This is a genomic window from Promicromonospora kroppenstedtii (genome assembly GCF_044389675.1).
Lineage (GTDB): Bacteria > Actinomycetota > Actinomycetes > Actinomycetales > Cellulomonadaceae > Promicromonospora > Promicromonospora kroppenstedtii.
The window spans coordinates 1-24,619 of the sequence record NZ_JBIRYI010000015.1; the positions used below are offsets into that span (position 1 = coordinate 1).

Consider the following 24,619-nt stretch of genomic DNA (forward strand, 5'->3'; position numbering starts at 1 on the left):
CTTGGGGGGGGTGGGGCGTTTTTTTGGGGGGGGGGCCGGGCCCCCCCCCCCCCCCCCCCCCCCCCCCCCCCCCCCCCCCCCCACGGCGCCCCCGGCGCCAGCGCCTGCCAGCGTGCCGGCTACTCCAGCGGGCCCAGGAGGGACTGGGCCACCGTGGCGTGGGCGGCGTCGTCGCTGGAGGGGTGGAAGATGCCCGCGAGCACGTCCCGGTAGAGGCGGCCCAGCTCCGAGCCGTTGAAGTAGGTGGAGCCGCCGGAGACGCGGACCGCCTGGTCCACGATCTCGCGGGCCGCGTCGGTGACGCGCACCTTGAGGCCTGCCGTGGCCCGGAACCAGCCCGCGCCGCGGTCCAGCTCCGGGTCCGCGGCCGAGGCGTCGAGGTCGCCGGTGATCCCGTCGAGCTGGAGCCACACGCTGTCCAGGGCCAGCGCCATGTCGGCGATGCGGCGGCGGACGTCGGGGTCCTGGGCGTAGGACTTGCCCGTCTTCATCGACGTCCGCTTGCCCGCGGCGTCGACCGCGAGCTCCAGCGCGCGGTCCGCGATGCCCGCGTACACCGCCGAGAGCAGCACCTCGAACGACGTGAAGATGCCCAGCACGTACGGGTCCAGCGAGGGTCCGGGCGGCAGCAGGCGCAGCACCCGGTCGGCGGGCGCGTGGGCGCCGTCGAGCACCGTGGAGCGCGACTGGGAGGCGCGCATGCCGATGGTGTCCCAGTCGTCGAGGATCTCGAACCCGCCGCCCTCGCGGGTGATGAACGCGTGCACCAGCCGCGCCGAGCCGTTACGGCCGCGCAGCATCCCGGTCTTCTCCAGGCCGAGCACGCCGAGCCGCGTCCAGGCCGGGGAGTTCGACGTGAAGATCTTGCGGCCGTGGAACGTGAAGCCCCCGTTGCCGTCGGGCCGCGCCTCCGTGCGGGAGCCCAGCAGCACCAGGTCGTTGCCCGGCTCGGAGTAGCCGAAGCCGAACACCTCGCCCGCCGCCGCCTCGCGCAGCAGCCAGTCCAGCGACGAGTCGCCGCGCTCGTGCAGGTAGCGGCCCACGCCCACCCACACGTGGTGCATGTTCACGGCCAGCGCCGTCGCCGGCGCGTGCGCGGCCAGCCGGGCCTGGAGGCGGGCGGTCTGCCGCAGCGTGAGCCCGGCGCCGCCGAGGGCCGCGGGGACCATCGCGCCGAGGTAGCCCGAGGCCTGGAGGTCAGCCAGGTCCTCGGAGAAGAAGGCGTTGTCCCGGTCGTAGTCGGCGGCACGGCGGCGGACGTCGGCAAGCAGCTCGTCGGACAGTAGATCGGTCACGTCACGAGGCTAACCCTGGGACGGACCCGGATGGGGGTGGTCGGGTGTCGGAAGTGTCGCAGTCGGCGCGCCCGGCCGCAGCCGCCGGGCGCGGACCGCCGCGTAGAGCTCCGCCGCGGCGCGCGGGTCGTTGATGTCGCGGCCGGTCAGGTCGGCGACGCGCGCCAGCCGGTTCAGCACCGTGTTCCGATGGCAGTGCAGGGCCGTCGCGGCCCTGGTACCCGACCCGCCGTGCTCGAACCACGCCTCGACCGTGGCGAGCAGCAGCTCCTCGTCCCGGGGGTCGCGCTCCCGCAGACCGCCCAGGACGGCGTGCGCGAGCTCGGCGGCGCGCTCGTCGTCGGCAGCCAGCAGGGCGTCCAGCGGACGGTCGCCGAAGCACGACAGCCCGGCCTGCCCCGGCGTGAGCGACCGCACCGCGGTCCGCGCCTGCGCGAGGGCCGCGGGGGCGTCGGCGAGGCTGGTGAACGGGCGGCTCGCGCCCGTCCGCGCGCCCGCCGCGAGTCCGGCCAGCACGTCGTGAGCGTCGTCCGAGGTGGGCGCGGCGACCAGGGCGAGGCGGTCGCCGTCGTGCGTGAGCCAGCGGGTGGTCACCCTGCCCTCCGGCTGGTCCGGTCCGGAGGCGGACGACGGGACGGGCGGCGGAGCGGGCGCCGGCCTCGCTCCCGGCCCGGTGACCGCGACCACCAGCATGACGTCGGCCGGGAGGCCGAGCGCGCGCCGCGCGGTCTCGAGGTCGTGCACCGCGCCGGTCAGCACGCCGCGCAGCAGCTCGGTGCGGGCCACGTTCTCGCCGAACCCTGCCGCGGCCTCCAGGTGGCTGCGCACCGCCACGTTGGAGGACCGGTCGATCGCGGACCACACCCGCGACGACGCGCGCAGCAGCGCGCCGGTGTCGCTGTGGTGGCGCAGCCGCCGGGCGAGCTCCTCCCAGATGCGCAGCCCGGCCAGCCGGTAGGCGTCCTGGAGCAGGTCGAGCTGGATTCCCTCGGCGGCCGTGACCCGGCCGGTCTCGCGGGCAGGCGCGAGCGACGAGGTCTCACCGGCCAGGGCGGTGAGGATCTCCGCCACGTTCGCCCGGACCAGCGGCTGCACGACGGCGGCGGGCAGCCGGGTCTCCTGGTAGACGGGTTCCGCGTGCAGGATGCCGTCGGCGACCTGCTCGCTCAGCAGATCCAACGCATCGCGGAGGTCATGACGCCCAGTCGCGGCGATGTCCGACATGCCAGGCAGCCTAATCGTGCCGCGGTCGTTGTGCATCGAAGACCGATCTGTCAAGCACTGCGGTCTGCACGCCGGTCTGTCGGTCGGGCGCGACGGGGTCTCGCCCCGACCGCTTTCGCCCCCTAGGCTATTGGAGCGCCGGTCAACGAAGCCCGGCCGGTGGTCGAGAGGCAGCGCGGTCGAGAGACCGCGCGGTTGAGAAGAAGCGCGGCCGGACGAGCACGGCCGAACGAGCGCGGTCGAAGGAGACAGCTGATGAGCGTGACGGACACGCAAGCCACCACCGAGCGCGAGCTCGACCAGGCGGTCGAGGAGCTCAAGGTCGGTGCGGAGCGATGGGCCCAGCTGCCAGTCGCCGACAGGGGAGCGTTGTTCCGGCAGGTCCAGGCGTCGATCGCCGAGGTCGCGGACGAGTGGGCCACGACCGCCGCGCAGGCCAAGCACGTCGACCCGGCCGCACCGTATGCGGGTGAGGAGTGGATGACGGGACCGTACGGCGCGCTGGAGAGCGCCGCCGCCTACGCGCGGTCCTACGCGGCGCTCGCACGGGGGCGCTCCACGCTCGACGGGCTCCGGGTGGGCCGGGCTCCGGGCGGCCGCGTGTCGGTCCGGGTGCTCCCGCGCACCGTCAAGGAGTGGGTGCTGTTCAACGGCATCCGGGCCGAGGTGTGGATGCCGCCGGGGGTGAGCGAGCGGCGGGTGCGCTCCGAGGCCGGGCTGGGGGCGGACCGGGTCGGCGAGTACGGCGGCGTCGGGCTGGTGCTGGGCGCGGGCAACATCTCGTCGATCGCGCCGCTGGACGCGTTCTACGAGCTGGTCGCGCACAACCGTGCCTCCATCGTGAAGCTCAACCCCACGTTCGCCGCGCTGCTCGACGTCTACCGCCGGGCGCTGGCGCCCCTGATCGACGTCGGCGTGGTCCGGGTGGTCGCCGGCGACGCGGCCGTCGGCGCCTACCTGACGGGGCACCCCGGCATCGACAAGGTGCACATCACCGGCTCCGCCGTGACGCACGACGCCATCGTGTGGGGCACCGGCGAGGAGGCCGAGCGCCGCCGGGCCGACGACGACCCCAGGCTCAAGGTGCCGATCACGAGCGAGCTGGGCGGCGTCGCGCCGATGATCGTGGTACCCGGCCGGTGGACCGCCGCCGACCTGCGCTACCAGGCCGAGCACCTGGCCTCGATGCGCCTGCACAACGCCGGCCACAACTGTGTCGCGGGCCAGATGGTCGTGCTGTCGGCCGACTGGCCGCAGAAGGACGACTTCCTGGCCGAGCTGCGCGCCGCACTGGCGCGGATGCCCGCGCGGGAGCCGTGGTACCCCGGCACCGCGGACAAGGTCTCCCGGGCGAACGCCGCCCACCCCGACGCCGAGCACCTCGCCGGCCGGATCCTGACCGAGGTCGCCCCCGGGGACCCGGCGTGCACCGACGAGTACTTCGCCCCGGTCCTGGCCTGGACACAGCTGCCCGGTACCGGCGCGGAGTTCCTGGATGCCGCCGTCGGCTTCGCCAACGACTCCCTGTACGGCACGCTCGGCGCCAACGTGCTGGTGCGGCCCCGCGACCGCCGGGCGATGGGCGCCGCGTTCGACCACGCGATCGCCGACCTGCGCTACGGCAACATCGCGATCAACGCGTGGACGGGCCTGAGCTTCCTGCTGGCGGGCGCGACGTGGGGTGCGTTCCCCGGCCACACGGTGGCCGACGTCGGTTCGGGGATCGACGTGGTGCACAACGGGCACCTGCTCTCCGGGCCCGAGCGGAGTGTGGTGACCGGCGCGTTCCGGCCGTTCCCGCGCAGCGTGCTGCACGGCGAGCCCTCGCTCTTCCCCAAGCCGCCGTGGTTCAGTGGGTCCCGGAGCGTGACGGACACGGGCCGGGCGCTGACCCGCTACGCGGCGGCGCCGTCGTGGGGGCGGCTGGTGCCGGTCCTGCTCGCGGCGTTCCGCGCGTGACGGCGGGACGTACGCCACGATGACTTGTGCGGCCATTCATGCGGCGGTCCGACGGTGGGCCGGCGACCTGACAGAGGGAGACCGACGATGGTGATCCGCAGCCCGCTGCCCGACGTGGAGATCCCGCCCGTCAGCGTGTACGAGTACCTGTTCGGCACCATCACGGACGCCGAGCTGGAGCGCGTCGCGGTGGTGGACGGCGTCAGCGGCGCGGCCACCACGTTCCGCTCGCTCGTGGCTCAGATCGACGCCGTGGCGGGTGCCGTGGCGGCCCGCGGCCTGGGGGTGGGCGACGTCGTCGCGCTGCACGCGCCGAACGTGCCCGCCTACGTGACGGTGTTCCACGGGCTGCTGCGTGCCGGGGTGACCGTGACCACGGTCAACGCGCTGGCCAGCGCGCCGGAGATCACCAAGCAGCTCGCCGACTCCGGCGCCCGGCTCATGGTCACCGTCTCGCCGCTGCTCGCGGCGGGGGAGGCGGGCGCCAAGGGCGCCGGCCTCGGGGACGACCAGATCGTCGTGCTCGACGGCGGCGGGACCGGTGACGGTCCGGACAGCGGCCCGGGCCACACCTCCCTGGCCGACCTGCTGGCCGACCCGCACCCCGCCCCCGACGTGACGTTCGACCCGGCCACGCACCTGGCGGTGCTGCCGTACTCGTCGGGCACCACGGGCCGGCCCAAGGGCGTCATGCTGACCCACACCAACCTCGTGGCGAACGTGGCGCAGTCCATGGCCATCGGCGTGGGGTCCGACGACGTGGTGCCGTGCGTGCTGCCGTTCTTCCACATCTACGGCATGACGGTGCTGCTCAACCTGGCCCTGCGCACCCGCGCCCGGCTCGTGACGCTGCCGCGCTTCGACCTGGCGCAGTACCTCGGCGTGATCCAGGAGCACCGCGCGACCTTCCTGTTCGTGGCGCCGCCCATCGCGCTCGCGCTGGCCAAGCACCCGCTGGTCGACTCCTACGACGTCTCGAGCGTGCGCGCCGTGCTGTCGGGGGCCGCGCCGTTCGGCGAGAGCCTCGCGGGTGCCGTCCGCGAGCGGCTCGGCGAGCACGTGCGGGTGCTGCAGGGGTACGGCATGACCGAGATGTCGCCGGTCTCGCACTGCATCCCGTTCGACCGTCCCGAGATCCCGTCCGGGTCGGTGGGGCTGCTGGTGGCGGGCATGGAGGCCAAGATCGTCGACCCGGCCACGGGCACCGAGATCGACCAGCCGGCCGAGGGCGTCTCCGACCCGGGCGAGCTGCTGTGCCGCGGGCCGAACGTCATGGTCGGCTACCTGGGCAACCCCGAGGCGACTGCGGACACGCTCGAACCGGACGGGTTCATGCACACCGGCGACATCGTCACGGTGGACGCCGGTGGCGTCTTCCAGGTGGTCGACCGGCTCAAGGAGCTCATCAAGTACAAGGGCTACCAGGTGCCGCCCGCCGAGCTGGAGGCGCTGCTGCTGTCCCACCCGCAGATCGCGGACGTCGCGGTGATCGGGCTGCCCGACGAGAAGGCCGGCGAGATCCCCAAGGCCTTCGTCGTGCCGGTCGCCGGGGCGTCGCTGACGGAGGCCGAGGTCATCGCGTTCGTGGCCGAGCAGGTGGCGCCCTACAAGAAGGTGCGTTCGGTGGAGTTCATCGAGGCGGTGCCCAAGTCGGCGTCCGGCAAGATCCTGCGCAAGGACCTCCGGGCCGCGGCGGGGTAGCCGGTCGCCGCCGCTTCCGGATGCCTGCCCGGTGCACCGGTGTCACGATCGAGGCACCAGAGACGGGTGCCGACACAGGGAGCGGCCATGGCGGACTCCCCGCACCGGGGCAGGGTGCTCGGCGTGCTCGTCCCCGAGAGCCAGCGGCGGGAGCTGCCCGAGGTCACGGACCGGCTCGATCTCGACACCGGCGAGACCCGCGCCAAGCGGTCCGCCTTCTGGGTGATGCTGGTGCTGTCCGGCACCATCGCGGTGTCGGGCGTCGCGACGGACTCGACGGCCACCGTCATCGGCGCCATGATCATCGCGCCCCTGTCGACGCCGATCCTCGGGATCGCGCTGGGCATCGTCACCGGGCGGCGGCGCCGGATCGTGCGGTCCGTCGTCTACGTGCTGGGCGGCATGGCCGTCGTCGTCGCGCTCGGCCTGCTCGTGGCGCTCGCTCTGCCCGCGACGTCGGACGTCGTGTCCAACTCCCAGGTCACCGGGCGCACCTCGCCCGGGGTGGGTGACCTCGTCGCCGCGTTCGCCACAGGGTTCGCCGGGGCGATCGCGCTCTCGCGCCGAGACCTCGCCGACGTGCTGCCCGGTATCGCCATCGCCATCTCGCTCGTCCCGCCGCTGGGCGTGGTGGGCGTGTGCCTCGGCCAGGGGCAGCCGTCGCTCGCACTCGGTGCGCTGCTGCTGTTCACCTCGAACGCGGTCGCGCTCGTCATCGCGGCGACCGTGGTCTTCTCGGGCGTCGGGTACGTCCAGGACGCCCAGGCCGCCCGAGAGCCACGGCAGGGGTCACCGGGCCCACGCCGGCACACGGCGGTGGCCGTTGCGCTCGTCGCGGTCCTGGTCGTCGCCGTCCCGATGGTGGCGAACACGGTGCAGGCAGCGCTGGCGGAGCTCTGGCTGAGCCAGGTCCGCGGGGCGGCGCAGGACTGGGTGGCGTCCGACGCCGACGCCACCGTCGAGGACGTCTCCTGGCAGGGCCAGGAGCTCGTCGTGGAGGTGCGGAGCCCGGACGCCTTGCCCGACGTCGGGCCGTTGCAGGACCGGGTGGACGCGATCGTCCCCTGGCAGCCGGAGGTGGTCGTGCTGCACACGGTGGGCGAGCGGCTCGAGACGTCGGACCCGGGATGAGCGCACGGCGGGGCCCGGCGGCGTCCGGTCATGGCGGCGTTCCGGTAGGGTCGGGCGCGATGTCGCACCACACTCCTGAACCAGCCTCCGCCGGGGATTCGACGAACCTCGTGCCGACGCCGGGCGCTGCCCGCAAGACCCGCGTCGTGATCCTCTTCGGCGGCCGCTCCGGCGAGCACGGGATCTCCGTCGCCACCGCCGGCGGCGTCATGAGCGCGATCGACCGCTCGAAGTACGAGGTGGTGCCCGTGGGCATCACGCCGAAGGGCCAGTGGGTCATCGCGGCCGACGAGCCCGAGCGCTGGGCGATCACCGACGGCAAGGCCGCCGAGGTCCCGGCGTCCGACGCCGAGGTGGTGCTCCCGCTGACCGTGGGCGACTCCGCGCTGCGCGTCATGGAGCCGGGTCAGGTCCCGTCCGCCCTGGCGGACGTCGACGTGGTGTTCCCGCTGCTGCACGGGCCGTACGGCGAGGACGGGACCGTCCAGGGCCTGCTCGAGCTCGCCGACGCGCGGTACGTCGGGTCGGGTGTGCTGGCGTCCGCCGTCGGCATGGACAAGCACTTCATGAAGATGGTGTTCGCCGGCCACGGCCTGCCGATCGGCCCGTACGCCGTGATCAAGCCGGGCGACTGGGACAACCGCCGCGACGTGGTGCTGCAGACGATCGAGCCCCTGGGGCTGCCGCTGTTCGTCAAGCCGGCCCGCGCTGGCTCGTCGCTCGGCGTCTCCCGCGTGGACTCGCTCGACGAGCTGGACGCCGCCGTCGCCGAGGCGCGCCGGCACGACCCCAAGGTGATCGTCGAGGCCGGCATCGTGGGCCGCGAGATCGAGTGCGCGGTGCTCGGGGGTCGCGGCGGTGAGCGTCCGCGGGCTTCCCTGCCGGGCGAGATCGTGGTCACGGACGAGACCAAGAACGGCTTCTACGACTACGAGGCCAAGTACTTCGACGAGTCCGCGGTGCAGCTGACCTGCCCGGCCGACCTGCCGGACCACGTGATCAAGGAGATCCAGGAGATCGCCGTGCGCACGTTCGAGGCCGTCGGGGCCGAGGGGCTGTCGCGCGTCGACGTGTTCGTCACGCCTGACGACCAGGTGGTCGTCAACGAGATCAACACCATGCCGGGCTTCACGCCGTTCTCGATGTACCCGCGGATGTGGGCCGCGTCCGGCGTGCCCTACCCGGAGCTGATCGACGAGCTGATCCAGCTCGCCCTCGAACGGCCCACCGGCCTGCGCTGATCGCCTGTACCCTGCCTCTGACCAGGGCCGGGACCGTCCGGCCCGGTGCTTGAGACGCTGGCGCTCGAGACGAGGGCGCTTGAGGAGGCAGGATGCTGGGCGAGCCCCGCTACAGCTACGCGGTGCGCGACGTCCGGGTGGCGAACGGGGTGCTCAGCATCGGGCTGACCTCCTTCGCCCTCGGCAACGTGATGCGGCTCGAGGTCATCCGTGTGGCCAAGCCGCAGCCCATCGGGGCGTGGGCCAACCAGGTGGCCTACCCGTTCTGCATCGCGGCGGTGGTCCTTCTGCTGCTCCGCATGGCCGGGGCCGACGACATCCCGTGGGAGGCCGCCCTGGCCACGGCCTGCGCGGGCCTGGCCTGGCCGGCCACGCGGTTCTGGCAGCGCACCGCGTTCTGGAAGCCGATCTGGAAGTACCCCGTGTTCGCGCTGCAGATGGTCACCGCCTCGCAGCACGTGCACCGCATCTGCGCGCACGACGACCGGCACCTCGCCGCGCTGGCCGAGCTCGTGGGCGCCGCGATGAAGGACCCGTCGATCCGGTACCACGGCAGCATCCTGCTCATCTCGAACGCCGACTCGCTGCACACCCTGGAGGCGGGGCGGGACTCCATGGTGCGCTGAGGCCGCTCAGCGCACGGTCGGGTGCGGGTCCAGGCCGAACCGGACCAGCAGCGTCGAGACCAGGTCCTCGTGCAGCGCCACGTGGTCGCCGAACGCGAACTCCTGGTGCCCGTAGACGGCCATGCACTGCAGGCCGTAGACCTGCCGCCAGCTCGTCACCATGAGGTGGGCGATGCCCAGCGGCAGGTCGTGCCCGCCGACGGCGTCGCGGTACCGCCGCACCTGCTCGGCGAGCTCCGGGTCGAGCTCGTCGTCCGCCGCGAAGGAGACGCCGGACGCGGCGAGCTGCCGGAACAGCGGCACGTAGTGGCCGCCCACCATCTCGGCCATGCGGCGCTGCAGGTCGTGGTTCTCCGGCAGCTCCGAGCGGATGCCCGAACCGATGATCAGGTCGAACTCCGCGGGGTTGCGCACCGCCCAGTCGAGCGAGGTGCGGGTCGAGGCGACCAGTGCCGCGGCGACGTCGCCCGGCTCCTGCCGCCCGACGGCGGCGGCGAGCGTGTCGAGCACCTCCTCGACGATCAGCACGCAGAGCTGCGCGATCACGTCCTGACGGTTCTCGAAGTGCCGGTACAGGGCGGGCGGCGTGACGCCGACCTCCTTGGCGATCGCGGCCATCGTGAGCTTGCTCAGGCCGTGCTGCCCGGCGAGCTGGTGGCGGGCGGCGTCGAGCACCTCGCGGTGCAGCTCGTCGCGCAGCCGCTCACGCCGGGACTGGACGGGGGCGTCCGTTTGCCCGGCCGGATGCGCCGCGGGTCGTTCCTGCACGGCCGGGCTCACTGACACTCCTTCGTGGCAGGTACCTGGGTGACGGCGGGCGCGAGGTCGGAGATGAAGGACGTCGAGTGGTCCTCGGTGACCGCCGGCGGCACGACCACCTCGACCGCGGGCTCGCGACCGTAGGTGACGAACGACCAGGTGTCCTTGCCGTCCGTGGCGACGATCCAGTCGACCGAGGTCCCGTCGCCCGAGTCCACGTGCTGGCAGTCGCCGGCCGGGCCCACCTGCTCCACGCCGCAGCGCAGCGTGACCGCGGCGCCGGGCTCGCCCCAGGCCGCCGTGGCCTGGGCGTCGGTCGGCACCTTGGGCAGATCGCCGCCCAGCTCGTCCGGGACCGCGAGCACCACCTCGGCGCACAGCGGGTCGGCGGCGTCCGGCGCGACCTCCACCCCGATCGTCCGCGAGCAGCCGGCCAGCGACATGGTGGTGAGGGCGGCGGCGGCCAGCACGACGGCGGTCCGGCGGGTGAAGGTTCGAGCGGGAAGCACGGAGATACGTTACCCGGCTGGGACGGATGCCCGTCCCGGGGTCTGCGTGCTGCCGCGTTCTGGGCGGGCCGGTGCCGGGTCGGTTCATCAGGGCCGGTGCCGGGTCGGTGCCGCGCGGGAGGCGGGCGGGCCCTTAAGGTCTTCCAGTGACCCGCGTCCGTGACCTCTCCGAGGAGCAGATCCTCGAGCGCATCTTCCCCCTGCTGCCCCGGGGGAGCGCCACGCTGCTCGGCCCCGGCGACGACGCCGCCGTGCTCGCCGCCCCCGACGGGCGGTTCGTGGTCAGCACCGACGTGCTCGTCGAGGACCGGCACTTCCGTGCGCGCTGGTCCACGGGCTACGACGTCGGACGGCGGGCCGCCGCGCAGAACCTCGCCGACATCGCTGCGATGGGCGCCCGGCCCACCGCGCTGGTCACGTCCCTGGTGGTGCCCGGCGAGACCGACGTCGAGTGGGTGACGGGGCTCGCGAAGGGTCTTGCGGACGGCTGCGCGCCGGTCGGCGCGGGCGCCGTCGGCGGCGACCTGTCGAGCGGGCCGTGTCTCGTCGTGAGCGTGACCGTGCACGGTGACCTGGAGGGACGCGACGCCGTGCTGCGCTCGGGCGCGCGGCCGGGCGACGTCGTCGCGCACGCGGGGGTGCGTGGCTGGTCGGCCGCCGGGCTGGCGCTGCTGGAGGCCGGTCTGGTGCGCGCCCCGCTCTCCCCGGTCCCGGTCGAGGTGTCCGAGGGGGTGCACCTGGAGGACGCGTGGGAGCAGCTGGTCTCCGCGCACCTGCGCCCCGAACCGCCGCTGGCCGCCGGGGTGGCGGCCGCGGAGGCAGGCGCGACCGCGATGCTCGACCTGTCCGACGGCCTGCTGCGCGACGCCGGGCGGCTCGCCGCCGCGAGCGGTGTGCGGCTCGACCTCGACCCCGGCGCGTTCGCCGCCGACCGGGACGTGCTGCGCTCGGCTGCCCGGGCCGTCGCGGCTGCGCAGGGCCTGGGCGACCCCGGCTGGGGTCCCGGCCGGTCTGACGTCGACGGGATGCTGGACGGTTGGATCTGGGGCGGTGGGGAGGACCACAGCCTGCTGGCCACGTTCCCGTCCGACGTGGAGCTGCCGAAGGGCTGGACCGCCGTGGGCCGGGTGCTGGAGGCGGCGGTGGACGGCGGGGCGCCGTCTGGTGCCACGGCTGCTGAGGGTGCTGCGCCGGCTGAGGGTGCTGCGGCTGCTGAGGGTGGCGTGCTGGCCGATGGTGGCGTGCTGGCCGATGGTGGAGCGCCGTCTGGCGGTGCGGCATCGGCGGTCAGTGCGGCACCGGCGGTCACGATCGGCGGCGAGGCCCCCGCCGTCGGCCAGGGCTGGGACCACTTCCGGTCCTGAGATCGGCACATCCCTGAATGTTCGGCACTTGGCATCGAGATCGGTCCAGGCCTGGGCCGATCTCGATGCCAAGTGCCGAGTCCGCGGTGCAGACTGCCGACGACCCGCCGACGACGTGGCGCGCACCGCCGACGACATGGCGCGCACCGCCGACGTCGTGGTGCAAACTGCCGCCCCCAAGGGACGCCAGGAGGCGTCTGGTGCTCAGCGCTTGCGGAAGCGGAGCTGGGTGAGCGGGCGGCCGCCGATCTCGTCGATGCGCTCGGTGCCGTCGTGCTGGAATCCGTGCCGCCTGTAGAAGTGCTGTGCGCGGTCGTTGCCCTCCAGGATCCAGAGGGTCACCGACCCGGAGTCCAGGCCGTCGAGCACGGTGCGCATCAGGTCGCGGGCCACGCCGCTGCCCCAGGCGCGTGGGTGCAGGTAGATGGCGTAGATCTCCAGGTCACCCGGTTCGGCGTCCTCGTCGCGGCACGGCCCCACGCTGGTGAACCCGACCGGTCCGCTCTCGTCCTCCGCGAGGAGGACCGTGGTATCTCGCGCGTTCACCGCCGCTCGCCACTGCTCGGCCCGGTCGGTGATGTCGAGCGAGGCCAGGTAGGAGTCGGGCAGGATCTCGGAGTAAGCACCACGCCAAGAGGCGATGTCGACACGAGCGATAGCTTGGGCGTCGTTCGTCGTTGCTGGGCGGATGGTCACGTCTTCCGGTGCCATCATGACCTTACCTTTTCACCGCGGGGTGCTGGGCGCAACCACTTCTTTGGTTCCGGATGAAGGTTCCGGAAAGCCGAAGACGCCCGCCGGCGGACCGGCGGGCGTCTTCGTTCAAGCTTGGTGCGGGTCGCGTCAGCGACCCGGCTGCGGCAGCGTCAGGCCGAGACCTTGCGCGTGACCTTGCCGGCCTTGAGGCAGGAGGTGCACACGTTGACGCGCTTGGGAGTCCCAGCCACGATCGCGCGAACGCGCTGGATGTTCGGGTTCCAGCGGCGCTTGGTGCGGATGTGGGAGTGCGAAACGCTGTGCCCGAAGCCCGGGCCCTTGCCGCAGACGTCGCAGTTGGCAGCCACGGTGTCTCCTGAATGTCGTGCACGCCTGTGCAGAACGACAGCACGACGTGATGGTGGTCTAAAGGGGAACGCCTGGACGCTTTCGGAGCAATCAACGCTTCTTGGCGTTCCAGGCAACTTCGACAGAGTACCTGATCGCAGCCCACCCCCTCAAACCGTAGCCGCGGGGTGGTGCGTCACACCGGACCTGTGGACGGCCGCACGCGAGCGTCCCACGCGCTGGGTACGGTGGGATCCGTCCGAGCGGGTGCCCGGGCAGGCCGGTCGTTCGTGGAACGGACGCCCGCGACAGCGGGCCCGTGACACCAGGTGCAGGAGGACAGAACGTGACCGACGTCCACAGCGGCAGCCGGACGGCTGACTCGGGTCCCCGGTCGTACCCGGAGGCCGTCGGGCTCGACGACCCGGGCCTCGTCCGGGTCTGGACCCAGGGCGCCACGGCGGCTCTGCGGCGCGAGCGCGGCGCGATCGACCGCGTCAACGTCTTCCCCGTGGCTGACGCCGACACCGGCACCAACCTGTACCTGACCCTCCGCGAGGGTGACCGGGCGGTCGCCGCCGCACCCGCGGACGCCACCGGACCGCAGCTCCTGGCGACGCTCGCCCGCGCCGCGCTGCTGGGCGCGCGCGGAAACTCCGGCGTGATCCTCAGCGAGTGGCTGCGCGGCCTGGCCGTCGGGGCCCGGCGCGGCGGCACCACGGCCGACCTGCTCACGCGGGCAGCGGCGTCCGCCCGCTCCGCGGTGGCGATGCCCGCGGAGGGCACCATCCTCACGGCCGCCGACGCCGCCGGGGCGGCCGCGCGGGCGGCGGAGTCCGGGGCTGCCGCCGGGGCGCTTCCGGTCGTGACCGCCGCCGCCGGCGCCGCCCGGACGTCCGCCCGCGCGAGCCGGGAGGAGCTCGACGTGCTGCGTACCGCCGGCGTGCTCGACGCCGGGGCGCTCGGGCTGGTCCTCGTGCTCGACGCGCTCGTCGTCGCCGCCGGGCAGGCGGCCGACCCCGGCTCGGAAACCGGCTCGGCACCCGCTTCGGTAACCGGCACGGGCGCGGCGCCGGGCGCGGCGCCGGGCACCGCGCCGGGCGGAGTGTCAGTGGTGCGGGGCAGCATGGAGGCCGTGAACCTGGACCAGCTCCTCGACGCCGGTGCGCTGCCGAGCGCACCGGATGCCGCCGACCCCGCGCATCCCGCGACGTCGGCGAGCCCGGCGCCGGGTCCGGCGTCCGGGACCGCCGAACCGGCGCGGATCGCGTCGCACGGCGCCGGCTCGGGCGGCCTCGAGCTCATGTTCGTGCTCACCGGTCCGGCCGGTGAGGCGTCGGAGACGGTCGCCGCCGGGCTGCGCGCCTCGCTCGCCGAGGTGGGCGACTCGGTGGTCGTGGTCGGCGGCGACGCGGGCACGGGAGCCGCGGTCTGGCAGGCGCACGTGCACACCGACCACCTCGACCAGGCCCTCGCGATCGCCGCCGAGGCGTCCCGTGCCGGGACGCTCGCGCAGGTGCACGTGCGGCACCTCGCCGCGGCCGGTCAGGACGAGTGGGGCGTGGTCGCCGTGACGTCGGCGCCCGGGCTGGCCGCGGAGCTCGCGCACACGGGCGCCGTGGTGCTCCTGTCGGGCGGGCTCGGCAGCACCGTCGAGCCACTGACCCCCGACGACGTGGGCCGCGCCGCCGCCTCGACCGGCGCCCGGCGGGTGCTGCTCCTCGGGGCTCCCGACGTGACGGCAGGCATCGAGCAGCCGCTCGACGTCGACGAGCTGATCACGGTGCCCGCCGCCACGGACGTGCACGCCGTCGTCGCGCTCGCCGCCCTCGGCACCCTGCTACCCCTCGGCCTGCCGGACGACGTCGGTGCCCCGGACCCCGTCGACGCCCGGGCGCTCGTGGGCGAGGCCCTCGCCGGCCTGACGGTACGCGCCGTACCAGGCGTGGATGCCGTCGAGGCGCTGCGGCAGTCGGCCGGGCCCGGGACCACCGTGGTCACGGCGCTGCTCGACGCCGACGTGCCCGCGGACCTGGCCGACCGGCTCGCCGCCGTCCTCACGGAGCTGGCGCCGGACGCCGAGCTGGTCGTCCTGGCGACCGGCCGCCCGGGCGGCGGCGTGCACCTCGGCACGGAGACCACCGACCCGGAGACCACCGACCCGGAGGTGGACGCATGAGCGAACGGACGGACGAGCGGCTGGAGCGGGCGTTCGACAAGCGCACGGCGACGGCCCTGGGCAAGCTCGGCCTGACGACCGTGGGCGACCTGCTGGGTCACTACCCGCGCCGGTACGCCGACCCGGGCGCGTTGACGGACATCGCGGCGCTCGAGGTGGGTGAGCACGTCACGATCCTGGCCAGGGTCGAGCAGGCGACCGTCCGGGCCATGCGCAACCGCAAGGGCGCGCTCATGGAGGTGGTGGTCACCGACGGGAGCAGCCGGCTGTCGCTCACGTTCTTCGGCAAGCACCGCGGCTCGCTGTACAACCACGAGAAGCGTCTGGTCCCGGGCGCCAAGGGCCTGTTCACGGGCACCGTCGGCCTCTACCGCGGCACGCGCCAGCTCACGCACCCGGACTTCACGCTGATGGGCGAGGAGTCCGACCTCGACAGCGACGAGGCGCTGCTGGAGCACGCAACGAAGCCCATCCCGATCTACCCCGCGGCCGCCGGCATCCCGAGCTGGAAGGTCCAGGGCGCGCTGCGCGTCGTGCTGGACACGCTCGCCGACGCCGACGTGCCGGACCCGGTGCCCGACGAGGTGCGGGAGCGTCAGGGGCTGCCCGGCCGGGCCACCGCGCTGCGCAGCCTGCACCGCCCAGCGACGCTGGAGGAGGCGTACCGCGCCCGGCACCGGATGCGCTTCGAGGAGGCGTTCGTTCTCCAGGCCGCACTCGCGCAGCGCCGGGCGCGCACCGCCGCCGAGGACGCGACCGCCCGCCCGCCGCTGCCCGCCGGGCAGACCGGCATCCTCGCGGACTTCGACGCGGCCCTCCCGTTCACGCTCACCGACGGCCAGCGCCAGGTGGGCGCGGAGATCGCCGACGAGCTGGCCCGCCCCCGCCCGATGCACCGGCTGCTGCAGGGCGAGGTCGGCAGCGGCAAGACGGTGGTCGCGCTGCGCGCCATGCTCCAGGTGGTCGACGCCGGCGGCCAGGCCGCCCTGCTCGCCCCCACCGAGGTGCTCGCCGCCCAGCACGCGCGCACCCTGCGCACCCTGCTGGGCCCCCTGGCCGACGCCGGCACGCTGTTCGGAGCCGGGCGCACGGGCACGAGCACCCAGGTCGCGCTCCTGACCGGCTCCCTCGGGGCCAAGGCCCGCAAGGAGGCCCTGCTGCGGGCCGCGAGCGGCGAGGCCGGGATCGTCGTCGGCACCCACGCGCTGCTGTCGGAGCAGGTGCAGTTCGCCGACCTGGGCCTGGTCGTGGTCGACGAGCAGCACCGGTTCGGCGTCGAGCAGCGGGACGCGCTGCGCGCCAAGGGCCGCGTGTCGCCGCACCTGCTGGTCATGACCGCCACCCCCATCCCACGCACCGTCGCGATGACCGTGTTCGGCGACCTGGAGACGTCCTCGCTCACCCAGGTCCCCGCCGGGCGCGCGGGCATCACCACCGTCGCCGTGCCCGCCGGGAACGTGCGCTGGACCGACCGTACGTGGGCCCGCGTCCGCGAGGAGGTCGACGCCGGCCGCCGCGCCTACGTCGTCTGCGCGCGGATCCATCCGGACGAGGAGCCCGCACCCGGCTCAGGACCTGGCGCCGGAGCCGGCCGGACCAGCCGCGCCGCGGCCAAGGACTTCGACGACGTCCCGGAGTTCCTGGACCCGGGCGACCCGGGCACCGCCGGCGCGTCGGACCGGCCGCCCCTGCGCGCCGTCCTGGAGGTCGCCGAGGAGCTGCGCGGCCGCTCCGAGCTCGCGGGTGTCGAGATCGGCGTCCTGCACGGGCAGATGCCGGCCGACCAGAAGGACGCCGCCATGGCGGCCTTCGCGTCCGGCGAGACCCCCGTGCTCGTCTCCACCACGGTCGTCGAGGTGGGCGTCGACGTCCCCGAGGCCACCGCCATGGTCATCTTCGACGCCGACCGGTTCGGCATCTCCCAGCTGCACCAGCTGCGCGGCCGCGTCGGGCGTGGCACCGACCCGGGCCTGTGCCTGCTCGTGTCCGACGCGGAGCCCGGCACCCCGGCCCACGCGCGCCTCGAGGCCATGACACAGACCACCGACGGCTTCAAGCTCGCCAACCTCGACCTCGAGCTGCGCAGTGAAGGCGACGTGCTCGGCGCCGCCCAGTCCGGGCGGGCCAGCTCGCTGCGCCTGCTGCGCGTGGTCAAGGACGCCGGTCTCATCGAGGAGGCCCGCACCGCGGCCGCCGACGTCGTCGCCGCCTCCCCGGACCTCACCGAGTTCCCCGAGCTCGCCGCCGCCATCCGGGCCCAGCTCGACGAGGACCAGGAGGAGTTCCTGGAGCGCACATGACCGTGTGCGGCACGGAGAGATCGCGTAGATCAGACAACCGGCTCCTTACGCTCGGAACACACAACCGATAGAGTCCCGGCCCGTGACGGTCGACGCCAGGCATGCGATCCACACGAGCGGGCCCGCGAAGACCGCGTGGCAGCGCGGGAGGTTGCTCGCGCTCGGATCCGTCCTGGCCGCCGTACTGCTCGTCGGCCACGAGTACGTGCCGAACCGGTGGGGAAATCTCGGCAGCCTCGTCCAGTCGTTCCTGCCCTGGCTCGGGCTCGCGGTACCGCTCGGGATCCTCGCCGCACTGCTGCGGCGCTCGGCGCTCGCGGTCCTCGCCGTCCTCCTGCCGCTGGCGGCCTGGATCTGGGTCTTCCTGCCGCAGCTGCTCCCCGGCGAGGACGCCCAGGGCGACCTGACGGTGGTGCAGCACAACGTCAGCGACACCAACGCCAACGTCGACGGCACCGCGGAGGTCCTGCTCGCGGCCGAGCCGGACGTCGTGACGCTCACCGAGGTGTCCGAGGACGTCGCGGCGCGGTACACGGAGGCGTTCGGCGAGGCGCTGCCCCACCACGAGACCCAGGGCACGGTGGGCATCTGGTCGAGGTTCCCGCTGGAGGGCGCACAGGCCGTGGACATCCGGCCCGAGGGCGTCGACGCCACCTGGGACCGTTGCCTGCGCGTCGTGATCCAGCGCGAGGGCGCCGCCGTCACGCTGTTCGCCGCGCATCTCCCGTCGGTCCGGTTCGGCACGGGCGGCTTCGAGACGGAGCTGCGCAACGCGAGCGCGCTCCAGCTCGCGGAGGCGGTCGACGCGGAGCAGGGCGACACCGTCATCGTCGCGGGGGACCTGAACGCCGTGCTGGCCGACGACGCGATCGCGCCGCTGACGAACCTGGTCACGGCGCCGGCCACGGGCTTCGAGCTCACCTATCCCACGGTGTTCCCGGTCGCACAGATCGACCATGTCCTGGCGCGCGGCGCGACCGTCACGGAGACCCGCGCCCTGCCCCGCACGGGCAGCGACCACCTCCCGGTGGTCGCGTACGTCGACACCCCCTGGTCCTGACCGGCCTGAGTCTCCGGCACCCGTCGGGTCCCGGGGCCTTTCCGGGCGCGGGTTAGGGTTTTCGGCGTGACCAGGATCGTTGCGGGTTCGGTGGGCGGGCGGTCCATCGCGGTGCCCGCGAAGGGGACCCGCCCCACCAGCGACCGTGTCCGTGAGGCGATCTTCTCCCGGCTGGAGCACCTCGACGTGCTCGACGGCGCCCGCGTGCTCGACCTCTACGCCGGCTCCGGCGCGCTCGGGCTGGAGGCGGCCAGCCGCGGTGCGACGGCGGTGACGCTGGTGGACAGCGCCCGCCCCGCGGCCGACGTCGCCCGTCGCAACGTCGCCGCGCTCGGCCTGACCGGGGTGCGCGTCACGACCGAGACCGCCGAGCGGTTCGCGGCCTCGCTGGCGACCCAGGCGGCCGGGCCCGGCACCGGCACCGGCGCGGGGTCCGGCATCCGCGCGCCCGGGCTGGACCTCGTCTTCCTCGACCCGCCGTACGATCTCGCCGAGGATGCGCTCGCCCTCGTCCTGACGCACCTGGCCACGCCCGGCGTGCTGGCCGACGGCGCCGTGGTCGTCGTCGAGCGGTCCACCCGCACCCCGGAGCCCGCCTGGCCTGCCGGCCTGGCCCCGTTCGCGCGCAAGGACTACGGCGAGACGGCGGTCTACTACGCCGAGCCGTCCGACGCACCACCGTCGGATAGCGTGGGCGCGTGACCACAGTCGTCTGCCCCGGGTCCTTCGACCCCATCACGCTCGGCCACCTCGACGTGGTCCGCCGCGCCGCCACGATGTTCGACGACGTGGTCGTCGGCGTCGCGAAAAACCCCGGTAAGTCGGGCCTGCTGGACCTGGAGACGCGCGCCGGCCTGGTGCGCGCCGCCCTGGAGTCGTCGGGCGAGCCGGGTCTGGTCCGGGTGCGGGTCGCCGTGGTGCCGGGGCTGCTGGTGGACTTCTGCCGGGAGATCGGCGCGGTCGGCGTCGTCAAGGGCCTGCGCGGCGGCGGGGACTTCGACGCGGAGCAGCCGATGGCGCTCATGAACCGGCACCTGTCGGGTGTCGAGACGATCTTCCTGCCAGGGGACCAGCGCTACGCGCACGTCGCGTCGTCCCTGGTCAAGGACATCGTGCGGCACGGCGGCCCGGTCGACGACCTGGTCCCGGCGGGCGTGCCGGAGGTCCTTCGGGCCGCGCTGGGGCAGCCCGCCGCGGGCTCGTGAGGCCTCTCACTCGGCACGGGCGCGCGTAACGCCCGTTCCATGTCGTAGGATTGCTTTTTGGTCCCTGGCGTGACGTCGTGCGCCGGTCCAACCCCCTTCATCGTCCGATCGGACGCTGTCCTTCTCCTGCCCTCATCGGAGCCCGTCATTTCCCGCGAACCGAACTCGCCGCTCGTGCTCGACACGCACGAGCTCTCTCGGCGTGCCGGATCGATGCGCACGCACAGCGCGACCGTGCAGGCGCCGTCGGACCTCGGTACCGCCGTGATCGGTATCCCGGAGGGCTCTGACCTGGAGCTGGACCTGCGGCTCGAGTCCGTGATGGAGGGAGTGCTGGTCTCCGGCACGGTCCGCGGCATCGCCAAGGGCGAGTGCAGCCGCTGCCTCGACGACATCTCCCGTGAGCTCACGGTCGACGTCACCGAGCTGTTCGCATACCCCGAGCGCGCCGCTGCGTCGGCCGAGGCGGGGGACACGGACGTGGAGGACGAGGAGTCCGTCCTCGAGGACGACATGGCCGACCTGGAGCCCTCGCTTCGGGATTCGGTCGTGACTGCACTACCATTTCAACCGTTGTGCCGGGAGGACTGCCCTGGCCTGTGCTCCGAGTGCGGAGCGCGCCTGGCAGACGACCCCGGTCATCACCATGACGTTGTCGACCCTCGCTGGTCGGCGCTACAGAGCATGCTCGAATCTACGAGCGTGTCGGACGAGACGAAAGAGAGCTAGCCGTGGCTGTTCCGAAGCGCAAGATGTCGCGCAGCAACACCCGTGCGCGTCGCTCGCAGTGGAAGACCACCGCAGCGACCCTCACGACCTGCCCGCAGTGCCAGGCCAACAAGCTGCCGCACACGGCGTGCCCGACGTGCGGCACCTACAAGGGCCGCACGTACCGCGACGCCCTGAAGACCGTTCACGCGGGCTGACGTGGCCAAGGGCGGGACGTCGCCGGCAAGGCCGGAACCTACCGCGCTGCTCGAGAAGCTCGGGGTCCATCTGGACCCCGAGCTTCTTGTGCTGGCACTGACCCACCGGTCGTTCGCGCACGAGGCCGGGGGCATCCCCACCAACGAGCGCCTGGAGTTCCTGGGCGACACCGTGCTGGGGCTCGTGGTCACGGAGGCGCTGTACCGGCGTCATCCGGACCAGTCGGAGGGCGACCTGGCGCGCATGCGCGCCGCCACGGTGTCTCAGCGCGCCCTCGCTGCGGTGGCGCGGAACCTCGGCCTGGGCAAGTACGTGCTGCTCGGCAAGGGTGAGATCCGCACGCGCGGCTTCGAAAAGGACTCGATCCTGTCCGACACGGTGGAGGCCCTGATCGGCGCGACGTACCTGTCGCACGGCCTGGAGACCTCGCGCGAGCTGGTGCACCGGCTGGTGGACTCGACGCTCGACGTCGCCGCCGGCCTGGGCGCCGGCCTGGACTGGAAGACCTCCCTGCAGGAGGCCTCCGCCGAGCGCGGCCTCGGTTCGCCGGACTACATCGCCACCTTCGAGGGCCCGGAGCACGCGCGCGTGTTCCACTCCACCGTCGTGATCGACGGTGTCACCTACGGGTCCGGCTCCGGCACGGCGAAGAAGCACGCCGAGCAGGGCGCCGCCGAGGAAACCTACCGGGCCCTGCTGGAGAAGTTCCCGCTGCCCGGCGCGGACGCCGACGGCAAGGCTGCTGACAACAAGTCGGCCGAGAACAAGCCGGCCGAGAACAAGCAGGCCGACGGCAGGTCCGCCGCGAGCAAGGCGCCGGCCGCCGGTGCCTGAGCTGCCCGAGGTCGAGACCGTCCGCGACGGTCTCGACCGCCTGGTCGTCGGCGCGACGGTGCGCGACGTCGAGGTCTTCCGCGAGTACAGCGTCCGCAGGCACGACGGCGGACCGGATTCCTTCCGCGACCAGCTCGCCGGACGGCGGCTGGCGGCTGCCGTGCGCCGCGGCAAGTTCCTCTGGCTGCCGCTGACGGAGCCCGGCGACCCGCAGCCTGGGCCCAACCCTCCGGTCGAGCCCACGGCGCCTGTTGAGCCCACAGCGAGTGTTGAACCCGCAGCGCCTGTCGGGCCCTCGGCGCCGGCCGAGACCCGCCCTGTCGCCGCGCTGCTCGCGCACCTCGGGATGTCGGGCCAGCTCCTGGTGCGCGGCGCGACGGCGAGCGAGGATCCGGCGCAGTCCGCGGCGGAATCCACCGGCTCGGCCCCGGACACATCGACCCAGGCCGCACCGGCACCCGCCACGGACCCGGCGATCGCGGTCGACGCGTCGATCGCAGTCGACGCGGTGACCGGCGATCAAGCCGCGCCGACCCCGTACGGGGCCGCGAGCCCCGAGGACGACTGGAAGCACCCGCACCTGCGGGTTCGCCTGCACCTGGACGACGCGCCGTCGGGCGCGCGGTACCTCGACTTCGTGGACCAGCGCACGTTCGGGCACCTGAGCGTCCAGGACCTCGTGCCCGACGGCGCGAGCGCGACCGTCCCCGCCGGGTACGGCTCCGACCTGCCCGTGCTGCCCGGGCCCGTGGCGCACATCGCCCGCGACCTGCTCGACCCGAACCTGGACCTGGACGCCCTGGTGAGCCGGGTCCGTCGTCGGCGGACGCAGGTCAAGCGCGCCCTGCTGGACCAGACAGTGGTGTCCGGCGTGGGCAACATCTACGCCGACGAGGCGCTGTGGCGGGCACAGGTGCACTGGGCCCGGGCCACGGACAAGCTCAGGGCGGCGGACGTGCGCCGCGTGCTGGACTCGGCGGCCGAGGTGATGCGCGAGGCGCTGGTCCAGGGCGGCACGAGCTTCGACGAGCTGTACGTCAACGTGAACGGGCAGTCGGGCTACTTCGACCGGTCGCTCGCCGTGTACGGGCGGGAGAACGAGGAGTGCCGCCGCTGCGGCGCGCTGGTGCGCCGGGACGCGTTCATGAACCGGTCGTCGTTCAGCTGCCCGGTCTGCCAGCCCCGCCCGCGCGGCCTCTGACCCCCCGCACCTCCCGTTGAGTGCTGGCCATTTGTTGTTTCCGAGCTCCCGGAACAACAAATAGCCAGCACTCAACAGGAGGGAGGGCGGGTCAGCGGGGGGCCACGTTGCGGAGGGCGCCGCCCGTGCGCCAGGCCGTGAGCTGCTCGGCGAGGAAGCGGGCCGCGCCGCGGGGCCGCCCGCCCGCGACGTGTGGCGTGAGGATCAGGTTCGGCACGTCCCACAGCGGGGAGTCCGCGGGCAGCGGCTCGGTCTCCATGACGTCCAGCGCCGCACCCGCGAGCCGGCCGGAGCGCAGGGCGTCCTCCAGCGCGGCCTCGTCGACGGTCGCACCGCGGCCGACGTTGACGAACCGTGCGGTCGGGGGCAGCAGGCTCAGCAGCCGGGCGTCGAGGATGTGCCGCGTGGCGGGCACGGCCGGCAGCAGCGAGACCAGCAGGTCGGTCTCGGCCAGCAGCGCGTCGAGGCCGCCGGCGTCGACCACCGGGTACCCGGAGCGCTCGCCCGCACGCGAGGCGACGCCCGTGACGCGCGCGCCCAGCGCGGTCAGCAGCGGTGCCAGGCGGAGGGCGATGGAGCCGAAGCCCCAGATGGTCACGCGCGCGCCGTCGAGCGTGTACTCGCGGCCGGTCACGCCGTCAGCCTGGGCGAACGCGATCTCCTTGGCCCAGCGGTGCTCCCGCTGCGCCGTCAGCGACGCGTCGATGCGGCGCACCGACGCCAGGATCAGGGCCAGGGCGTGCTCCGTCACGGTGTCGTCGTGCAGGGACTGGCCCGACGAGATCACGACGTCGGGCGCGAACCCGGAGCGCAGCGCGACGTCCGGGCCCGCCGACAGGGTCTGCACCCAGCGCAGCTTGGTGAGACGCTCCGCGGCGTCGGCCACGACCTTGGGCGGGCTGGACCACGTGACGAGCAGCTCCGCGTCGGTGTGCTCGGCGGGGATCGGCTCGGTCATCACGTAGGTGGCCACGGTGTCGGTGCCGCCGGGTGCGAAGGAGGCTCCGCCGTCGGGCAGCAGGGACGGGAAGTCGAGGTCGAAGGGCACGTCCGGTACGAGGATCTTCACGCCGGGGACGTTACCGGACGGGGCGACGAAGCAGAGCGCCCGTCCGGCCGGTCCGGGAGGTGCTCCCGGTGCGGCCGGACGGGCGCTGCGTCCTGCGAGTGGTGCCTGGGCGCCAGGTCAGCCCGTCACCCGGATGAACACCGGGTTGTTCTGCCACATCTCCGTGTAGTGCACGGGGACGCCCTCCTGCTGGGCCTCGACGACCATGCCGTCGCCCGCGTAGAGCGAGACGTGGCCGGACGTCCAGACGATGTCGCCCGGCTGGGCCTCCGCGGCGGAGACCTGGTAGCCGACCGTCGACATCGAGGCCGAGCTGTGCGGGAGGCTGATCCCGAGCTGGGCGTAGACGTACTGGATGAGCCCGGAGCAGTCGAAGCCGCTGGGGGAGGCTCCGCCCCACACGTAGGGCACACCCACGTACTCGAGGGCGAGGTTGACGGCCTGCTGGCCCAGGTCCGCGGACGACGCGGCGGCCGCGGCCACCGCCTCGGCCTCGGCGGCCGCTGCCTCAGCGGCGGCCTTCGCCTCCGCCTCGGCCTTCGCCTTGGCTTCTGCCTCGGCCTTGGCGCGCGCCTCGGCCTCCGCCTTCGCCTTGGCCTCGGCGATACCGGCCTTGGTCTCGGCGTACGGGGTCACGCTGACGCGGCCCTGCTCGGCCCAGAAGTCGGCGTCCTGCGCGACCTCGACCTTGGTCACGAGGTTCTCGGCGAGACCCGCGCGGGCCGTGCTGTCGAACGTCTTGTTGGCGAGGGTGGTCTGGGTGTGGGACTCGGCAGGAGCGGTGTGGGCGGTCTGGGTGAAGACCGACGCGAGCATGCCGGAGGTGACTACCGCGATCGCGCCGGTACGGGCGGCGTTCTCGGCTGCTGTCTGGGTCAGAGCGGTGAAGGGGGTGAGGGCGGGGCCCTCGGCGCGATGCCGCGCCCGGTTGCTGGGTCGGTTTACCTGGTCGTCCGCCCAGTCGTGGGTGCGGTCGGTGAGTACGGTCACC

At 73.7% G+C, this 24,619-nt stretch carries 23 protein-coding genes; 15 read left to right on the forward strand and 8 right to left on the reverse strand.

What is annotated here, in order from left to right; genetic code table 11:
• Positions 1 to 119: 119 nt before the first annotated feature.
• Entirely contained in the window at positions 120 to 1,295 is a 1,176-nt protein-coding gene (locus tag ACH47X_RS21460; RefSeq protein ID WP_397406779.1) for an acyl-CoA dehydrogenase family protein, read from the reverse strand.
• Positions 1,296 to 1,304: 9 nt separating this feature from the next.
• The gene (locus ACH47X_RS21465) at positions 1,305 to 2,519 is read right to left on the reverse strand and encodes a PucR family transcriptional regulator (RefSeq protein WP_397406781.1); all 1,215 of its coding nucleotides are present in this window, start codon (positions 2,517 to 2,519) and stop codon (positions 1,305 to 1,307) included.
• Positions 2,520 to 2,774: 255 nt separating this feature from the next.
• Here ACH47X_RS21465 and ACH47X_RS21470 point away from each other — a divergent pair, with 255 nt between their 5' ends.
• The 5 genes from ACH47X_RS21470 to ACH47X_RS21490 all read left to right on the forward strand — a co-directional run bounded on the left by ACH47X_RS21470 (position 2,775) and on the right by ACH47X_RS21490 (position 9,177).
• Complete coding sequence (locus ACH47X_RS21470; protein ID WP_397406782.1) at positions 2,775 to 4,478, forward strand: aldehyde dehydrogenase family protein; 1,704 nt, start codon at positions 2,775 to 2,777, stop codon at positions 4,476 to 4,478.
• Between the two features lie 87 nt (positions 4,479 to 4,565).
• Positions 4,566 to 6,179: an AMP-binding protein gene (locus ACH47X_RS21475; protein ID WP_397406784.1), complete on the forward strand. Its 1,614-nt coding sequence runs from the start codon at positions 4,566 to 4,568 to the stop codon at positions 6,177 to 6,179.
• Between the two features lie 87 nt (positions 6,180 to 6,266).
• Positions 6,267 to 7,310 (forward strand): TIGR00341 family protein, encoded by a 1,044-nt coding sequence (locus ACH47X_RS21480; protein ID WP_397406786.1) that lies wholly within the window; start codon positions 6,267 to 6,269, stop codon positions 7,308 to 7,310.
• Positions 7,311 to 7,369: 59 nt separating this feature from the next.
• Positions 7,370 to 8,551: a D-alanine--D-alanine ligase family protein gene (locus tag ACH47X_RS21485; RefSeq protein WP_397406788.1), complete on the forward strand. Its 1,182-nt coding sequence runs from the start codon at positions 7,370 to 7,372 to the stop codon at positions 8,549 to 8,551.
• 92 nt (positions 8,552 to 8,643) lie between these two features.
• A complete protein-coding gene (locus ACH47X_RS21490; protein WP_397406790.1) occupies positions 8,644 to 9,177 on the forward strand; it encodes a hypothetical protein in 534 nt (177 codons plus the stop codon).
• A 6-nt stretch (positions 9,178 to 9,183) separates the two neighbouring features.
• On the opposite strand, the gene ACH47X_RS21495 is transcribed toward ACH47X_RS21490, so the two are convergent.
• Together ACH47X_RS21495 and ACH47X_RS21500 are read right to left on the reverse strand one after the other, a co-directional pair.
• Positions 9,184 to 9,957 carry a TetR/AcrR family transcriptional regulator gene (locus tag ACH47X_RS21495; RefSeq protein WP_397406791.1) on the reverse strand — a complete coding sequence of 258 codons (774 nt, stop codon included), beginning with the start codon at positions 9,955 to 9,957 and terminating at the stop codon, positions 9,184 to 9,186.
• The gene (locus tag ACH47X_RS21500) at positions 9,954 to 10,445 is read right to left on the reverse strand and encodes a DUF3515 family protein (protein ID WP_397406793.1); all 492 of its coding nucleotides are present in this window, start codon (positions 10,443 to 10,445) and stop codon (positions 9,954 to 9,956) included. Before ACH47X_RS21500 ends, ACH47X_RS21495 begins: the two co-directional genes overlap by 4 nt.
• Before the next feature lie 146 nt (positions 10,446 to 10,591).
• Here ACH47X_RS21500 and ACH47X_RS21505 point away from each other — a divergent pair, with 146 nt between their 5' ends.
• A complete protein-coding gene (locus ACH47X_RS21505; protein WP_397406794.1) occupies positions 10,592 to 11,809 on the forward strand; it encodes a thiamine-phosphate kinase in 1,218 nt (405 codons plus the stop codon).
• A gap of 204 nt (positions 11,810 to 12,013) precedes the next feature.
• Here the strand turns inward: ACH47X_RS21505 and ACH47X_RS21510 are convergent, their stop codons facing one another.
• Positions 12,014 to 12,523 carry a GNAT family N-acetyltransferase gene (locus ACH47X_RS21510; RefSeq protein ID WP_397406795.1) on the reverse strand — a complete coding sequence of 170 codons (510 nt, stop codon included), beginning with the start codon at positions 12,521 to 12,523 and terminating at the stop codon, positions 12,014 to 12,016.
• A gap of 152 nt (positions 12,524 to 12,675) precedes the next feature.
• The gene (rpmB, locus tag ACH47X_RS21515) at positions 12,676 to 12,873 is read right to left on the reverse strand and encodes a 50S ribosomal protein L28 (protein WP_020013756.1); all 198 of its coding nucleotides are present in this window, start codon (positions 12,871 to 12,873) and stop codon (positions 12,676 to 12,678) included.
• 326 nt (positions 12,874 to 13,199) lie between these two features.
• Here rpmB and ACH47X_RS21520 point away from each other — a divergent pair, with 326 nt between their 5' ends.
• From ACH47X_RS21520 to mutM, 9 genes are all read left to right on the forward strand, one after another.
• Positions 13,200 to 15,032, forward strand: coding sequence for a DAK2 domain-containing protein (locus ACH47X_RS21520; RefSeq protein ID WP_397406797.1), 1,833 nt, complete (start codon positions 13,200 to 13,202; stop codon positions 15,030 to 15,032).
• Positions 15,029 to 17,332, forward strand: coding sequence for an ATP-dependent DNA helicase RecG (locus tag ACH47X_RS21525; protein ID WP_397406799.1), 2,304 nt, complete (start codon positions 15,029 to 15,031; stop codon positions 17,330 to 17,332). Before ACH47X_RS21520 ends, ACH47X_RS21525 begins: the two co-directional genes overlap by 4 nt.
• Before the next feature lie 82 nt (positions 17,333 to 17,414).
• Positions 17,415 to 18,392 carry an endonuclease/exonuclease/phosphatase family protein gene (locus ACH47X_RS21530; protein ID WP_397406801.1) on the forward strand — a complete coding sequence of 326 codons (978 nt, stop codon included), beginning with the start codon at positions 17,415 to 17,417 and terminating at the stop codon, positions 18,390 to 18,392.
• A 66-nt stretch (positions 18,393 to 18,458) separates the two neighbouring features.
• On the forward strand, positions 18,459 to 19,094 hold the full coding sequence (gene rsmD / locus ACH47X_RS21535) for a 16S rRNA (guanine(966)-N(2))-methyltransferase RsmD (protein ID WP_397406803.1): 636 nt from the start codon (positions 18,459 to 18,461) through the stop codon (positions 19,092 to 19,094).
• Positions 19,091 to 19,597, forward strand: coding sequence for a pantetheine-phosphate adenylyltransferase (gene coaD / locus ACH47X_RS21540; RefSeq protein ID WP_397406805.1), 507 nt, complete (start codon positions 19,091 to 19,093; stop codon positions 19,595 to 19,597). Before rsmD ends, coaD begins: the two co-directional genes overlap by 4 nt.
• Positions 19,598 to 19,771: 174 nt before the next feature.
• Entirely contained in the window at positions 19,772 to 20,326 is a 555-nt protein-coding gene (locus ACH47X_RS21545) for a YceD family protein (RefSeq protein WP_200836104.1), read from the forward strand.
• A 2-nt stretch (positions 20,327 to 20,328) separates the two neighbouring features.
• Positions 20,329 to 20,523, forward strand: coding sequence for a 50S ribosomal protein L32 (gene rpmF, locus ACH47X_RS21550; protein ID WP_026365388.1), 195 nt, complete (start codon positions 20,329 to 20,331; stop codon positions 20,521 to 20,523).
• A gap of 46 nt (positions 20,524 to 20,569) precedes the next feature.
• Positions 20,570 to 21,358, forward strand: a complete 789-nt coding sequence (rnc, locus tag ACH47X_RS21555) for a ribonuclease III (protein WP_397407011.1) — start codon at positions 20,570 to 20,572, stop codon at positions 21,356 to 21,358.
• Positions 21,351 to 22,559 (forward strand): bifunctional DNA-formamidopyrimidine glycosylase/DNA-(apurinic or apyrimidinic site) lyase, encoded by a 1,209-nt coding sequence (gene mutM / locus ACH47X_RS21560; RefSeq protein ID WP_397406807.1) that lies wholly within the window; start codon positions 21,351 to 21,353, stop codon positions 22,557 to 22,559. Before rnc ends, mutM begins: the two co-directional genes overlap by 8 nt.
• A 91-nt stretch (positions 22,560 to 22,650) precedes the next feature.
• On the opposite strand, the gene ACH47X_RS21565 is transcribed toward mutM, so the two are convergent.
• Both ACH47X_RS21565 and ACH47X_RS21570 read right to left on the reverse strand, forming a co-directional pair.
• Positions 22,651 to 23,628, reverse strand: a complete 978-nt coding sequence (locus ACH47X_RS21565; RefSeq protein WP_397406809.1) for an NAD(P)-dependent oxidoreductase — start codon at positions 23,626 to 23,628, stop codon at positions 22,651 to 22,653.
• A gap of 117 nt (positions 23,629 to 23,745) precedes the next feature.
• Positions 23,746 to 24,618, reverse strand: coding sequence for a C40 family peptidase (locus tag ACH47X_RS21570; protein WP_397406811.1), 873 nt, complete (start codon positions 24,616 to 24,618; stop codon positions 23,746 to 23,748).
• Position 24,619: the final 1 nt, after the last annotated feature.

Bases quoted from the DNA above. Each gene is read 5' to 3' on its own strand.
- ACH47X_RS21475 (WP_397406784.1), top strand. From the start codon at position 4,566: ATGGTGATCCGCAGCCCGCTGCCCGACGTGGAGATCCCGCCCGTCAGC.
- ACH47X_RS21485 (WP_397406788.1), top strand. From the start codon at position 7,370: ATGTCGCACCACACTCCTGAACCAGCCTCCGCCGGGGATTCGACGAAC.
- ACH47X_RS21470 (WP_397406782.1), top strand. From the start codon at position 2,775: ATGAGCGTGACGGACACGCAAGCCACCACCGAGCGCGAGCTCGACCAG.
- ACH47X_RS21490 (WP_397406790.1), top strand. From the start codon at position 8,644: ATGCTGGGCGAGCCCCGCTACAGCTACGCGGTGCGCGACGTCCGGGTG.
- ACH47X_RS21510 (WP_397406795.1), bottom strand. From the start codon at position 12,523: ATGATGGCACCGGAAGACGTGACCATCCGCCCAGCAACGACGAACGAC.
- ACH47X_RS21465 (WP_397406781.1), bottom strand. From the start codon at position 2,519: ATGTCGGACATCGCCGCGACTGGGCGTCATGACCTCCGCGATGCGTTG.
- ACH47X_RS21480 (WP_397406786.1), top strand. From the start codon at position 6,267: ATGGCGGACTCCCCGCACCGGGGCAGGGTGCTCGGCGTGCTCGTCCCC.
- ACH47X_RS21525 (WP_397406799.1), top strand. From the start codon at position 15,029: ATGAGCGAACGGACGGACGAGCGGCTGGAGCGGGCGTTCGACAAGCGC.